Raw genomic sequence first — 13,321 nt, 5'->3', positions numbered from 1 at the left:
CAGGCAAGCCAGCTCCCACACTGGATTTTTGTAGCAGCTGGAAATTTAGTTCTGCGGCCGCTGTTTGGTCGAGTCCAGCTCGGCCTTTTTGCCGGTGCTGATCTCGGTGATCTGCGCCGACTTGGCGATCGCGAAATCAAAGGTGTCCTGCATCTTGGCGATGGCATCGGTCGCCGTGCCGTTGAGCCCACCGTTGGCTGCCCAGTCGAAGTTCCACACCCCGGAAAAGTTATCGGCACCGGCCACATCATGGGTTTCGATCGCGGTGAACACGTCGGGATGGCGCTCCATGTACTGGGCCGCAGCGCTCACATCGGCGGGCACCTTGCCCGAGGCATTGCTGGCCAACTGTGAAAGCTCTTGCTTGGTAATGGCCGACTTGCCCGACTGGCGCATGTAATCGGCGATCACCTTGCTCGACTTGGAAATATTCAACTTGTCGTCGAATACCGACGTCGAGGCTTTTTGAGTGGTCGGTCCGCCACCGGCGGGTGTTACGGTAGTAGACATCGGCGCTGCTCCCTCAATGAATTGGATGACATCGAAGCCGACGTTAGCATGGGCAATTGGCCATTTATCACCGGCTTCACAACAATTCGCAGCGGCCGGAAAATTTCACAGCGTTTCACCCGCATCCAACTTGGCCAGCAGCCTCTGGCCCCGTTGCCACAGCGCGTCCTGCTTGGATTCAGGCATGCGGTCGAGATTTTTATAGAGCATGGCCATGCGCTGATTGCCCCGCAGCAGGTCGCCGTGGCGCATCAGGAAGTGCCAATAAAGCGCATTGAACGGGCAGGCATTGTCAGCGGTACTTTCCGTGACTTTGTACGCACAGCCTCGGCAGTAGTCCGACATGCGCTTTATATATTGGCCGCTCGCGCAATAAGGCTTGGAACCCAGGTAACCGCCATCGGCATGCATCACCATGCCCAGGGTGTTGGGCAGCTCGACCCAGTCGAACGCGTCCATGTAGATCGCCAGGTACCACTCGCATATCTGGCTGGGCACGATGCCGGCCAGCAGGGCGAAATTGCCGGTGACCATCAGCCGCTGGATGTGATGGGCATAGGCATGTTTCAGGCTTTGGCCGATCGCCTGGCGCATGCAGTTCATTTGCGTCTCGCCCGTCCAGTAGAACTCCGGCAGCGGGCGGCTGTTGCCGAATGCATTGCCGGCGGCATAGTCGGGCATCTTCAGCCAGTACACGCCGCGTACGTACTCACGCCAGCCAATCAGTTGGCGGATAAACCCTTCGCCAGCGTTCAGCCCGATGCTGCCCGACCAATAGGCCGCCTCCACATCGCTGCACAGCTGGCGCAGGTCCAGCAGGCCGATGTTCAGCGCTGCGCTGATACGGGCGTGAAACAGGAACGGCTCGTCGCTGGCCATGGCGTCCTGGTAGTCGCCGAAACCCGCCAGGCCATAGTCCAGAAAGTAGTTCCAGAGGGCCTGCGCGTCGGCGTGGGTCACGGGGTAATCGAAGGTGTCGAGGGAACCGTAGTGGCTGCTGAAGTGTTTACCTACCAGCGCCAGCACGTCCTGGGTGATCGAGTCCGAGGTGAAGCGCGCCGGGTAGGGCGCCTTGGTGCCCTTGGGCAATGCCTTGCGGTTGTCCGCATCAAAGTTCCAGGCACCGCCCACTGGCGTACCGTCACCGTTGAGCAAGAGCCCGCTCTTGCGGCGCATCTCCCGGTAGAAGTACTCCATGCGCAGCTGTTTTTTACCGCTGGCCCAAGCCGCGAACTCGTCACGGCCGCACAGGAATCGGTGGTCGGCATGCCACTGGATCGGCAAACCGCAGTCCTTCAGGGATTGCTCAAGGCGCCAGTCACCGCATTCGGTCAGGTGTATTTCCCGGGGTTGCATCAGCGATTGCCAGCGCCTTAACTCGCCGGGTACCGAGCCGGTGTTTTGCGGGTCGTCCAGGGCGACGTACTGCACCCGGATACCACGCTGCTGCAACGCCTGGGCAAAATGGCGCATGGCGCTGAAGACCAGGACGATTTTTTGCGGATGGTGGGGCACATGGCTGGCTTCCTCCATGACCTCGACCATCAAGACCGCATCGCGCTGGCTGTCCAGCCCATCCAGTGAGGCCAGGTCAAACGACAACTGGTCGCCCAGCACCAGGCACAGGTTTCGAACTGCCTTGGTCACCACGGCGCTTCCAGGGAAAATGGCGTTCGCAGTGGCTCGATAGCGCCTTCTCGCCGGCCGCACATTTCGTCATGCACGCACTGATGCACCAGGGTGCAGGGAAACGCAGGGACCGCCTGCAACACGTCACGCAAGTGATTGACGGAGCGAAAGTGCAGGGGCTTCGCCGACTCGTCCAGCAGCGTGAACTGGCCGTGGTCCAGCGTTACGCGCGCCAGATAGAAACCACCTTCCAGCGACAGCAGTTCCATTTCGCGTACAGCGCCTTGGGTGGCCAGTTTGGTCAGGGCTTGCAGGTTCATGGTTCACTCCTTAGCGGTCAGGGTTGTGAAGACTGGCGACGGAAGAACAACGTCACCTGGCCGACTTCCACACCCAACTTGGACATGCTGGAGCGGTTGATCAACGTGTCTTCGTCCATCAGGTACATCCAATCGTCGAGGCTCACTTCGTAGACGGATCCATCAACCGGCAGGTTCAGGACGTAGCGCCAGCGCAGTGCGTTGCCCGCCACTTCGCCCCTGGCCTCGCCCACCACATCACCGGCCCGTCCGCGCCAGCGGGTGGGGCCGTCCGGGGTGAGGGTCCAGACACGTTGCTGGCGAGTACCATCGCTGTATAGAAAGCGCTCATCGAGAATCAGGTTTTCACCCTCGCGGCGGCTGGCGATATTCACCTCGAAACGCTTGGCCACTTCACCCGAGCGTTTCTCGAAGATGCCCCAGGCCTTGACGGGCTTGCTGAAGAAGCTCACCAGGTCCAGTTGCGGTTGCTGGTCGGCATAGTGTTTTACATCCACGCTGCCACAACTGCTCAGGCCCAACACCAGGGCCAGCGAAACCAATAGACGGGTCATTGCGGTTCTCCCCGAGAGGGTTTGATACTGCTGATACTTGTACAAAATAATAAAATTGTACAGGTATTTAGCGCATTACCAGGATGTTACCGGCTACCGGCCTGCCCATTTATGGCGGGTATATGCAGCCTCAGGGGACCAGGTGCAGATGATCGTTCCCACGCTCTGCGTGGGAATGCCGCCTCGGACGCTCCGCGTCCCGCTGGCACCGCCGCATTGACGCCTCGCGCAATGGTGACGCGGAGCGTCACGGTATGCATTCCCACGCAGAGCGTGGGAACGATCAACACACTCAAGCCGGCCGGCGCTCCGCATGCCGGTCAGTAGCGAATCATCACCGACTTGAGCTCGGTGTAATCCTCGATGAACGCCCCGCCAAACTCCCGTCCCACCCCCGAAGACTTGTTGCCGCCAAACGGCACCGCCGGGTCGAGCATCGTGTGCATGTTCACCCACACCGTCCCCGCGTTGATCGCCGGCACCATGCGCAGGGCCTTGCTCAGATCATTGGTCCAGAGGCTGGCGCTCAGGCCGTAAGGCGTGTTGTTCATCAGTTCCAGCAGCTCATCCTCGGTGTCGTAGGGGAAAAACGTGGCGATCGGGCCGAAGGTCTCTTCGTTGAGCAGGGTGTCGTGGATCGTGTTGGCGAGAATTACTGTCGGCTCCACATAGCACCCCGGCCCGTCGATCAGCTTGCCGCCGTGGACAATCGTATTGTTCTCGGCCCGGGCCTTGGCGAAAAACCATTCGAGTTTCTGTTGGTGCTGGCGGTTGGTCACCGGGCCGAATTCGGTGCGCTCGTCCAGCGGCGAGCCGATGTTCAACCGGCCCAGGCGTTGCGCCAGTTTGTCCATGATCGGCTCGATCTGCGAGCGGTGGGCGAAGAAGCGTTCGGCGGCCGCGCAGATTTGCCCGGAGTGCAGGAAGCCGGCTTCGATGATGCCGTTGACCGCTTTGTCGAGGTCCACATCCCGCAGGAACCCGGCGGAGTTTTTGCCGCCCAGTTCCAGGGTCGCCCGGGTCAACCCGGCGCCCATGGCACTGCGGCCCACGGCGATGCCGGTGGGCACCGAGCCGGTAAACGAGACCTTGTCGGTGCCCGGGTGCTCCACCAGGCCTTTGCCCACGTGGCCGCCACCGGTCAACACGTTCAGCACGCCCGCCGGCAGGCCGGCGTCGATGGCCAGTTCGGCGATGCGCAGGATGGTCAGCGGGGTGAACTCGCTGGGCTTGATGATGATGCTGCAGCCGGTCACCAGTGCCGAGGCGAGTTTCCAGATGGCGATCATGGTCGAGAAATTCCACGGCACGATGCCCACTACCACGCCCACCGGTTCGCGCAGGGTAAACGCGGTGTAGCGTTCGCCGGCGAAGGAGGGCAGTGACGGGGTAAGGGTCTGGCCGCTGATCTTGGTGGCCCAGCCGGCGTAGTAACGCAGGAAGTGCGCCGCCTGATCGACCTCGAAGGCCCGGGAAATCTGGATGATCTTGCCCGACTGGCAGGTTTCGATCTGCGCCAGTGCTTCGCGGTGTTGCTCCAGCAGGTCGGCGAGTTTCAGCAGCACATTGCCGCGAATGGCAGGGGCGACCTGGGACCATTGCCGGAAGCCACGCCGGGACGATTCCACCGCTGTGTCGATATCGGCCAGGTCCGCATCGGCAACCTGGGCGATCACCTCGCCGGTGGCCGGGTTGATCACTTCCAGAGCCTGGCCGGAATGGCTTTGGACGTACCCGCCGTCGATAAACAAGGCATGGCTTCGACGGAGGAAGGCCTGGACTTCAGGCAGCAGCGCAATATCGCTCATGGGATTTTCCTGCTCGCAAAAGCCCGAGGGTAACCAGCGCCGCCGGGCCAGGCTTGTCCGTGCCTGCCGGGCGATATGTCTGTGGCTGCCAGGCCTGTGGAAAGTGCAATCTTGGCTGTGGAAGGTGCATTTTCCGGGGGGGGGCGCCCGCCCCATACTGGCCCCACATCCAGCGTCGTTCGTTGAGTTTGAACGCCAGCCGGACATCCAATAATAAGCAGGGCCGTCCATGAAAAAGCCAAACCCGCTCCTCGAAGATCTCAAGGCGATTCTGCCGACCATCGCTGCCAACGCCTTCCAGGCCGAGCAGGACCGCAAGGTTCCCGACGAGAACATTGCGCTGCTCAAGAGCATCGGCATGCACCGTGCCTTTCAACCCAAACCCTTTGGCGGCATGGAAATCTCCCTGCCGCAGTTTGCCGACTGCATCGCGTTGCTGGCCGGCGCCTGTGCCAGCACCGCGTGGGCCATGAGCCTGTTGTGCACCCACAGCCATCAACTGGCGTTGTTTCCCGCCAAGTTGCAGCAGGAAGTCTGGGGCGATAACCCGAATGCCACCGCCAGCAGCAGCATCGCGCCGTTTGGCCGCACTGAAGAAGTTGAGGGCGGTGTGCTGTTCAGCGGTGAAATGGGCTGGAGCAGCGGTTGCGATCATGCCGAGTGGGCGATTGTCGGCTTCCGCCGTAAAAACGCCGAGGGCACCCAGGACTATTGCTTCGCGGTACTGCCGCGCAGCGACTATCAGATTCGCGATGACTGGTTCGCCGCCGGCATGAAAGGCAGCGGCACCAAGACCCTGATCATCGACAACGTGCGGGTGCCAGAACACCGCATCCAGAAAGCCAAGGACATGATGGAAGGCAAGTCCGCCGGCTTCGGTCTGTACCCCGACAGCAAGATTTTCTACTCGCCGTATCGCCCGTATTTCGCCAGCGGTTTCTCCACCGTGAGCCTGGGCGTGGCCGAGCGCATGCTCGAAGTATTCCGCGAAAAAACCAGGACCCGCGTACGTGCCTACACCGGCGCGGCAGTGGGGGCGGCGACTCCGGCGTTGATGCGCCTGGCCGAGTCGACACACCAGGTGGCCGCCGCCCGGGCGTTCCTGGAAAAGACCTGGCAGGAACACGCCGAACACAGCGAACAGCACCGTTACCCGAGCCGCGAGACCCTGGCGTTCTGGCGTACCAACCAGGCGTACGCCACCAAGATGTGCATCCAGGCGGTGGACCGCTTGTTCGAGGCCGCCGGTGGCAATGCGTGGTTCGAGCACAACGAGATGCAGCGTCTGTTCCGCGATTCCCATATGACCGGCGCCCATGCGTACACCGATTACGACGTGTGCGCGCAGATCCTGGGGCGTGAGCTGATGGGGCTCGAGCCTGATCCGAGCATGATTTGACGCCGACCCGGCCATCACAACCATCAGGACTGCGCGTTGATGCAGTCCGGGAGTCTTGCATGTCAGATAACAGTTTCGACCCACGGGCCTTTCGCCGGGCCCTGGGCAACTTTGCCACCGGCGTCACGGTGGTCACCGCCGCTGATGCCAGCGGGCGCAAAGTGGGTGTCACCGCCAACAGCTTCAACTCGGTGTCCCTGGACCCGCCGCTGGTGCTGTGGAGCATCGACAAACGCTCCAACAGCCACGAGGTGTTCGAGCAGGCCAGCCATTTTGCGGTCAACGTGCTGGCGGCCGATCAGATTCACCTGTCGAACAACTTCGCCCGGCCCAGGGACGATCGCTTTGCCGAAATCGAATTCGAGCCCGGGGAGGGCGGTTCGCCGGTCTTCGCTGATTGCTCGGCGCGGTTTCACTGCGAGAAGTACCAGCAGGTGGATGGTGGCGATCACTGGATCATGATTGGCAAGGTGGTGGCTTTCGATGATTTTGGTCGTGCGCCGTTGCTCTATCACCAGGGGGCGTATGCGCGGATCGAGGAGCGGCAACCGTAGGGCGAACACCTCTATCGAAGGCTGAAGCAGGTTCAATGTGGGAGCGGGCTTGCTCGCGAATGCGGAGTGTCAGCCAATACATCTGGCGACTGACACACCGCTTTCGCGAGCAAGCCCGCTCCCACATGTGATCTCGGTAGCTCATTGCACCTGTGTTAGAACGGCACGGCCACGGTGACTTGGCTATAGAGATTGGTGCCATTGCCACCCACCTGGTTGCCGCCGTTGCTCTCATCCTTGTTGGGCTTGTACAAACCCAGCAGCGGCGTGACGATCAGGTGTTCGTTCACCGCCCACTCCGCGTACAGGTCCAGTTCGCGCCCATCAAGGTTGAGCATGCCGCCCTTGCTCAACGTCTTGTAGTCGAAGAACAGCGCGCCCAGGGTGACGCTGTCCAGCGGCTTGACCTTCAACGCCACATGCTGCACCTCAGTATTGGTATTGAACGGCCCCGAATAATTGCCGGCCACCTCGCCCTGCACCCAGGTGCCGTAGCCACGGTTGAAGCCCGAAAACATCGCATCCCAGTTTTTCGAATAGCGGCTGTAGCGGTAGGTCAGGTCCGGCGACCACGGCAGCGCGGCGAAGGTATAACCGCCTTCGGCGTACCAGGCCTTTTCCGGGCCGGCGTCCTTGTCCTGCCAGGCGTATTCAAAGGAAAAGTGCGCGTTCTCGATCCCGGCATTACCGGCGCCCCGCAGGCTGTAGATGTTCATCCCGGCGCGCTGTTTTTGCAGGTCATTGGCATAACGGTCGTCGACGCTGATGCCGTGGATATAGGTCAACCCCAGGGTGCCGGGCGCGGCGGTGTAGTCCAGGGTGCCGGCGGCCATTTCAGTGTTGGCCTGGGCGCGGTTGTCGGACTTGATCCACATTACGCTGCCATGCACGCCGTCCTTGCCACCCAGGCGTAGCACTGCGGTTTGATCGAAGGCATGCCGAGCGGCGATGTAGTAGGCGCCGCCCCGGTTGAACTTGCCGTCATCCACGCCCTTGCCGAAGTTCGGGCCGTCATCGTTGATGATGAAACCGTCGCCGAGCATGATGACCTGGCGGCCGAACGACAGGTCCACACCATCCTTGCCCAGTGCCGGAAACAGTTCCCCCGAGCGCCAGCCGGCGAAGGCTTCGTCGAACTTGGTGGTGCGCTCGCTGCCGGTGGTCACGCCCGACGCATCGCCATCACCCCAGGTGCCCGAGCTGACCAGGTTGGCCGTGCCATACACGCTGCCCAGGGCGCCGAAGCGCTGGTCGACGCTCAAGCCATACTTGATAAAACCTTCACGCCAGGTGGAACCGCCGGTGGTGCCGTCGTAGTTCTTACGGCTGTTGAACATCCCGTACACCGCCAGGAAGTTGCCGGTGACCTGAGTGTCGTCATCGGCATACAGCTCGAACGCCTGGGCCGATGAGTCGATGATCATCAGCGCGATGCCCAGGCTGATGGCCCTGTACAGGTGACGGGTTTGTTGTGTGTGCTGCATTGTTATAGTCCCCAACAAGGTGAATTGAGGGAGCATTAGGGCGAGCGCCACCGGGCCAAGTCTTTCCCCTGCGTGCCAGGAAATTGTCCCAGGCCGCCAGTGGCGCAGCAGTGGCAGGCAGCAACAAAACCGGCGGCAGCCAGGAGCAAGACGATCAGCCAGGGCGGGCGCAGAGTGCCAATACTTCTAAAAATCCGCTTCTTGAGGATCTGCACCATGTCGATCAACGACCGGCTCACCGAACATTTGAAACGCGGCACGGTGGGCTTTCCAACCGCGCTGGCGAGCACCATTGGCTTGATCATGGCCAGCCCGGTGATCCTCACCGCGACCATGGGGTTTGGCATCGGCGGCAGCGCCTTTGCGGTGGCGATGTTGATCGCGGTGGTGATGATGCTGGCCCAGGCAACCACCTTCGCCGAAGCCGCCTCGATCCTGCCCACCACCGGCTCGGTCTACGACTACATCAATTGCGGCATGGGCCGGTTCTTTGCGATCACCGGCACCTTGTCGGCGTACCTGATCGTGCATGTGTTTGCCGGCACCGCCGAAACCATCCTCTCCGGCGTGATGGCGCTGGTGAATTTCGAGCACCTCAACACCCTGGCGGAATCCGCCGGCGGTTCGTGGTTGCTGGGAGTGGGCTTCGTGATTGTGTTCGGGGTGCTCAATGCGTTTGGCGTCAGCGCGTTCGGCCGGGCCGAGATCATCCTCACTTTCGGCATGTGGACCACCTTGATGGTGTTTGGCGTGCTGGGCCTGATCGCAGCCCCGGCGGTGCAGCTGGACGGCTGGTTTGGTGAATCCCTGGTCGGTACCGACCTGATTACCATCCTGTCGCTGGTGGGCATGGCGATGTTCATGTTCGTCGGCTGCGAATTCGTCACGCCGCTGGCGCCGGACCTGCGCAACTCGGCCAAGGTGATGCCCAAGGCGATGGTGCTGGGGCTGCTGGGGGTGGCCACGTGCATGTTCATCTATGGCGCGGCCATGAAACGCCAGGTGGAAAACGTATTGATCGACGCGGCGGGCGGCGTGCACCTGCTGGATACGCCGATGGCCATCCCGAAATTCGCCGAGCAGGTGATGGGCAGTATCGGCCCGATGTGGCTGGGCATCGGCTTCCTGTTTGCCGGTGCTGCGACCATCAACACCTTGATGGCCGGTGTGCCACGGATCCTGTACGGCATGGCGGTCGACGGCGCGTTGCCCAAGGTCTTCACCTACCTGCACCCGCGCTTCAAGACACCGTTGCTGTGCATCCTGGTGGCGATGCTGATTCCGTGCCTGCACGCGCTGTACCTGGGCGGCAACACCGACAACATCATGCACCTGGTGCTGGCGGCCGTGTGTGCCTGGAGCTTTGCTTATCTGCTGGTGACGCTGTCGGTGGTGATCCTGCGGATTCGCCGTCCGGATCTGCCTCGCGCCTACCGTTCGCCGTTCTTTCCGCTGCCGCAGATTCTGTCGAGCATCGGCATCCTGCTGGGCATGTGGTTTATCACCCCGCCGGGCATGAACCCCGCCGACATCTACATTCCCTTTGGCGTGATGCTCGGGTGCACGGCGGCGTACGCGTTGTTCTGGACGCTGGTTGTGCAGAAGGTCAATCCATTCAAGCCCGCCTCGGTGGAAGAGGTGTTGGCCAAGGAGTTCGCCCATGAGCCGGGTCAGCCGCACAACGGGTATATCAGCCATGCTGCAAAAACTGTCTGAGCTGTTCAGCGCCCGGCGCGCGCCTGCCGGGTATCGACCCGGCGTCACGCTGGAACACCTGCGGCGTAACCTCGGCCTGGCCGGTTATGAGGTGTGTGGACCGACGACGGCCCGGGTTTCCCTGGACAATCTCGGGCTGCAACTGGAGATCGTCGAGCGCACCGAGTCGCAGCTGTTGATGCACCTGGTGATGACCGAATTCGTACTGCGCATCCCTGCCTCGCAGCAGGGCACGGCGAGCTTCGAACTGCACCACACCGGGGCCGTTCGACGCACCGGAATCCGCTGTCGACAGCGGTCGGGCGACAAGGAGGTTTCAGGCATTTTGCACACGCAATTGCAGGAGGGCAGCGCCTTGCATCGCGCCTTGATGCCGCTGGACTTCAAGCGCCTGCGCATCGACCTGGTGGATCACCAGTGGTGTGTGCGGCTTGAGCATATGGGCGGCAGCGAGGTGGTCAACCGCATGCCGGCGTTCCGTCGCTACATCGCATTGAGCAGTGTTCAACGCGCCTGGCTGCTGGACGCCTTGAACGGTTTCCAGCGCGCCTTGCAGGCCCACTGACCATAGTATTTGGCATCAATAGTGCAACCACCTTGGCAGACACGTACTTGTTGCGCGCATATAGATAACATGTTAACTATTGCCCGACAAAAACAAAAAGCCAAGGTGGAAACAACCATGAGCATGCAACAGATTGGGCAAGACGGGCTGGACCTCTGGACCCGGGATCTGCGCGCGGTTTGCGGTCACTTCGACACAGAACTGGCCTTCAACCGCTCGCTGTTCATCGGCAGCATCAGCACCTTTTCTCGCGGCGGTTTGCCCCTGGCCAGCCTGCGCACTAACGCCGGCCTGATCAAGCGCCCCAAGGCCCGCGCCGACCACGATGACGACCAACACTGCTTCCTCGTCAGCCAGCGCAGCGGCTACTGCCAGATCACCCAAAACGGCCAGAGCTTCCAGCTTGCCCCCGGCGAACTGTTATTGATGGACTCGGTGGGCTCCATCGACATCACCCCGTTCGGGCTCATCGAACACGCGTCCCTGTCCTTGTCCCGCGCAGAGGTGTGCAAACAGTTCGGCAACCAGCCCAAGACCTTCGGCAAAATCTCCTCGAGCAAAGCCTGCGGGCGCATGTTGCATGTGTTGATGGATCAACTGTGCAAAGACGCACTGAACGGCGAAGGCGCGGTCGGGGAGGGGCAGGCGTTGCAGTCGGCGTTTATCTCGCTGCTGGGGTCGGCGTTTGAGCAGGAAGACGATGAGCGCGATGATTGTGGCGGGTTGCAGGGCAGCAATCTGCGCAGCTATGTGCAGAAGGTGATTGATGAGTCATTGACCCAGCCAGGGCTTAGCCCGGTGGGGTTGGCGAGTCGGTTGAATATCTCGGTGCGGCATTTGTACCGGTTGTTTGAGGAACAGGATGACAGCGTGTGCCGGTATATCCAGCGGGCGCGGTTGAAGCGCAGTGCGGATGATCTGACCAACCCGTTTTTGCGCAGTGAGTCGATTACGTCGATTGCGTATAAGTGGGGGTTTACGGATTCGGCGCACTTTAGTCGCTCGTTCAAGAAGCAGTTTGAAGTGTCGCCGAAGGATTTTCGGGCTGGGCGGTTGCAGCAGGTGGGGTAGGGGAGGAAGAAGGGGCTTTCCGAGCACCTTCTTTATTATAAATATCTTAAGAGATCGAAGTTATTCGCCTCTTTGGCTCAAAAGCGCGTCAATGTGCTCCAGCCACAATTTCCCGCTTTTCCAATCGTGAGGATAATAGTAGCCACAGCCAATATCTGAGAACAAAAGATGCTGTAACGCTTGCTCCGTCTTGTTGGCATGTAAAAGAGCTTTTAACTCGAGGTGTGCAGCTTTAAAAGTTTCTGCTGAGGATTCAGCTATAAAGCTGAGAATCACATTGTCCGCACTATCAAACTCATCAACCCAATCTTGATTGAAGTAACCCGCGAGAAGTTGCTGCAGTTGTGAATAATCGTTATTCATGGATTCGGATATCCGGTCTGAATTCTATAGCCATTGGGCATGCTTTTATCTTTGAACAAAATCAGGTAAATCTCCCGTCCGGGGACGGTTTTTTTTGCACCTCGCTTCAGGCTAGTTCCAACTGGCTGAGGAGACTTTTGAGTAATAACAATTTTTTTGTCTTTTCCTTTAACAAACGAATTTATTTTAGTTTTGTTGCTTGCTATCACGCTTGATATTGCTGACTCGGCTGTCGCGCGATCAGGGAAGGTAGATGCCGTGGGCACATGAGGCTCATTTTTAAGACGTGTTGCCAGTTGTTGGTCAGTTCTACCAATGTGCTTTTGCATCAAATGTCCTCCGGCAGCTTCGTGAGCAGCTAAACCTCCACCAGGAACAATTTCGCTGTAAGGCCCATCGGCGACTATTTGGCCTGGGCAGGCTGTAGCTTTACAGCTCAACCCCAACGGATCCACCCACCCCGTCGGGTTGGGCACGTACTGGTATCCGTTCAGCCCGCCCGCCAGTTTCACCGGATCAGGCGTCAGGTAGCGGCCAATGTCCGGATTGTAGTAGCGATGACGGTTGTAGTGCAGCCCGCTTTCCGGGTCGAAGTATTGGCCCTGGAAGCGCAGCGGGTTGGTAACGGTGTTGACGTCCAGCTTCGCGATTTGGCCGTAGGCGCGGTAGTGCGCTGACCAGACAATTTCGCCGTCGGGGGCGGTGAGTTCTTGTGGGGTGCCGAGGTGGTCGAGTTGGTAGTGGAAGGGTTTTGCGTCTTCCGGGCCGTAGCCTTTCAGCAGCGCTAACGGGCGAAAACTGTTGGGTTCGTAGAGGTAGCTCTGGTGGTGATCAGCACTGTGTTCGGCAATCAGCGTGTCGCCTTGCCAGAAGAACTCGGTGGTTTGGCTTTTTATCGTTTTGGCGATACGCCGACCAAACGGGTCGTAGCGATAACTGGCCTGGGTGCCGTCCGGTTGGGTGACGCTGATCAGGCGATGCTGACAGTCGTAACTGTATTCGGTAACTAACTGCTGCGCCCGACCCCGGCGTTCCCGCAGGAGGTTGCCGAAAGCGTCGTAGTCGTAATGGCGGTCACCTTGCATCAACAGGCGATTGCCTTTGACGACGCTCGGACCGACGCGGTCTTGCATCAGCAGGTTGCCCGCCGGGTCGTGGAAGAAGCGTTCCTGCAGGTCGTGCGAGTGGTTGGCGCGAGTCAGGCGGTCGAGCGGGTCGTAGTGGTAGTCGTGCTGGCCTTTGCGGGTGTCGAGGATGCGGGTCAGGTTGCCGCGTTTGTCGTAGTCGTATTGGCGGCGCTGGTAGCGTTGTTCCTGTTGAGTGATCGCGTGGGCGTGCAGGCGGCCCT

The 13,321-nt window shown here is 60.3% G+C and carries 12 protein-coding genes and 1 pseudogene; 5 read left to right on the top strand and 8 right to left on the bottom strand.

The window, feature by feature from the left end; translation table 11 throughout:
* Nucleotides 1-45: 45 nt before the first annotated feature.
* The 5 genes from HX817_RS13915 to HX817_RS13895 form a co-directional block, all read right to left on the bottom strand.
* The gene (locus HX817_RS13915; protein ID WP_008431185.1) at nucleotides 46-510 is read right to left on the bottom strand and encodes a hypothetical protein; all 465 of its coding nucleotides are present in this window, start codon (nucleotides 508-510) and stop codon (nucleotides 46-48) included.
* Nucleotides 511-615: 105 nt separating this feature from the next.
* Nucleotides 616-2,157: a cryptochrome/photolyase family protein gene (locus tag HX817_RS13910; protein ID WP_177040394.1), complete on the bottom strand. Its 1,542-nt coding sequence runs from the start codon at nucleotides 2,155-2,157 to the stop codon at nucleotides 616-618.
* Nucleotides 2,154-2,459, bottom strand: coding sequence for a DUF6482 family protein (locus tag HX817_RS13905; RefSeq protein ID WP_102606191.1), 306 nt, complete (start codon nucleotides 2,457-2,459; stop codon nucleotides 2,154-2,156). Before HX817_RS13905 ends, HX817_RS13910 begins: the two co-directional genes overlap by 4 nt.
* A gap of 17 nt (nucleotides 2,460-2,476) precedes the next feature.
* Nucleotides 2,477-3,013, bottom strand: a complete 537-nt coding sequence (locus HX817_RS13900) for a DUF3833 domain-containing protein (protein WP_177040393.1) — start codon at nucleotides 3,011-3,013, stop codon at nucleotides 2,477-2,479.
* 320 nt (nucleotides 3,014-3,333) lie between these two features.
* Nucleotides 3,334-4,821 carry an aldehyde dehydrogenase family protein gene (locus HX817_RS13895; RefSeq protein ID WP_008431196.1) on the bottom strand — a complete coding sequence of 496 codons (1,488 nt, stop codon included), beginning with the start codon at nucleotides 4,819-4,821 and terminating at the stop codon, nucleotides 3,334-3,336.
* A 229-nt stretch (nucleotides 4,822-5,050) separates the two neighbouring features.
* Between HX817_RS13895 and HX817_RS13890 the strand changes: the two genes are divergently transcribed.
* Entirely contained in the window at nucleotides 5,051-6,220 is a 1,170-nt protein-coding gene (locus HX817_RS13890; protein WP_087694959.1) for a p-hydroxyphenylacetate 3-hydroxylase oxygenase component, read from the top strand.
* Nucleotides 6,221-6,279: 59 nt separating this feature from the next.
* Nucleotides 6,280-6,756 (top strand): annotated as a pseudogene (locus tag HX817_RS13885) (flavin reductase family protein); the annotation flags it as partial.
* Between the two features lie 173 nt (nucleotides 6,757-6,929).
* On the opposite strand, the gene HX817_RS13880 reads toward HX817_RS13885, so the two are convergent.
* Nucleotides 6,930-8,258, bottom strand: a complete 1,329-nt coding sequence (locus tag HX817_RS13880) for a hypothetical protein (RefSeq protein ID WP_177040392.1) — start codon at nucleotides 8,256-8,258, stop codon at nucleotides 6,930-6,932.
* A gap of 216 nt (nucleotides 8,259-8,474) precedes the next feature.
* On the opposite strand from HX817_RS13880, the gene HX817_RS13875 reads away from it, so the two are divergent.
* The 3 genes from HX817_RS13875 to feaR all read left to right on the top strand — a co-directional run bounded on the left by HX817_RS13875 (nucleotide 8,475) and on the right by feaR (nucleotide 11,610).
* Nucleotides 8,475-9,974, top strand: a complete 1,500-nt coding sequence (locus HX817_RS13875) for an APC family permease (protein WP_003219898.1) — start codon at nucleotides 8,475-8,477, stop codon at nucleotides 9,972-9,974.
* On the top strand, nucleotides 9,955-10,539 hold the full coding sequence (locus tag HX817_RS13870) for a DUF3156 family protein (protein WP_003219899.1): 585 nt from the start codon (nucleotides 9,955-9,957) through the stop codon (nucleotides 10,537-10,539). The genes HX817_RS13875 and HX817_RS13870 overlap by 20 nt, the downstream gene beginning before the upstream one ends.
* A 117-nt stretch (nucleotides 10,540-10,656) precedes the next feature.
* The gene (gene feaR, locus HX817_RS13865) at nucleotides 10,657-11,610 is read left to right on the top strand and encodes a transcriptional regulator FeaR (protein ID WP_102368612.1); all 954 of its coding nucleotides are present in this window, start codon (nucleotides 10,657-10,659) and stop codon (nucleotides 11,608-11,610) included.
* 60 nt (nucleotides 11,611-11,670) lie between these two features.
* Here feaR and HX817_RS13860 read toward each other — a convergent pair whose 3' ends face one another.
* Nucleotides 11,671-11,973, bottom strand: a complete 303-nt coding sequence (locus tag HX817_RS13860; RefSeq protein ID WP_134326170.1) for a contact-dependent growth inhibition system immunity protein — start codon at nucleotides 11,971-11,973, stop codon at nucleotides 11,671-11,673.
* Nucleotides 11,970-13,321, bottom strand: a 1,352-nt coding sequence (locus HX817_RS13855) for an RNase A-like domain-containing protein (protein WP_177040391.1), incomplete at its 5' end; no start/stop codon positions are given. The genes HX817_RS13860 and HX817_RS13855, both read right to left, overlap by 4 nt.

Origin of the sequence: Pseudomonas sp. C6002, from assembly GCF_013385805.1 — a bacterium.
Lineage (GTDB): Bacteria > Pseudomonadota > Gammaproteobacteria > Pseudomonadales > Pseudomonadaceae > Aquipseudomonas.
The sequence above is the reverse complement of the archived record's forward strand: the minus strand, read 5'-3'. Positions and strand labels throughout refer to the sequence as shown.

Coding starts and splice junctions, on each gene's coding strand:
- HX817_RS13895 (WP_008431196.1), bottom strand. CDS start 4,821: ATGAGCGATATTGCGCTGCTGCCTGAAGTCCAGGCCTTCCTCCGTCGA.
- HX817_RS13860 (WP_134326170.1), bottom strand. CDS start 11,973: ATGAATAACGATTATTCACAACTGCAGCAACTTCTCGCGGGTTACTTC.
- HX817_RS13890 (WP_087694959.1), top strand. CDS start 5,051: ATGAAAAAGCCAAACCCGCTCCTCGAAGATCTCAAGGCGATTCTGCCG.
- HX817_RS13900 (WP_177040393.1), bottom strand. CDS start 3,013: ATGACCCGTCTATTGGTTTCGCTGGCCCTGGTGTTGGGCCTGAGCAGT.
- HX817_RS13915 (WP_008431185.1), bottom strand. CDS start 510: ATGTCTACTACCGTAACACCCGCCGGTGGCGGACCGACCACTCAAAAA.
- HX817_RS13870 (WP_003219899.1), top strand. CDS start 9,955: ATGCTGCAAAAACTGTCTGAGCTGTTCAGCGCCCGGCGCGCGCCTGCC.
- HX817_RS13905 (WP_102606191.1), bottom strand. CDS start 2,459: ATGAACCTGCAAGCCCTGACCAAACTGGCCACCCAAGGCGCTGTACGC.
- HX817_RS13880 (WP_177040392.1), bottom strand. CDS start 8,258: ATGCAGCACACACAACAAACCCGTCACCTGTACAGGGCCATCAGCCTG.
- HX817_RS13875 (WP_003219898.1), top strand. CDS start 8,475: ATGTCGATCAACGACCGGCTCACCGAACATTTGAAACGCGGCACGGTG.
- feaR (WP_102368612.1), top strand. CDS start 10,657: ATGAGCATGCAACAGATTGGGCAAGACGGGCTGGACCTCTGGACCCGG.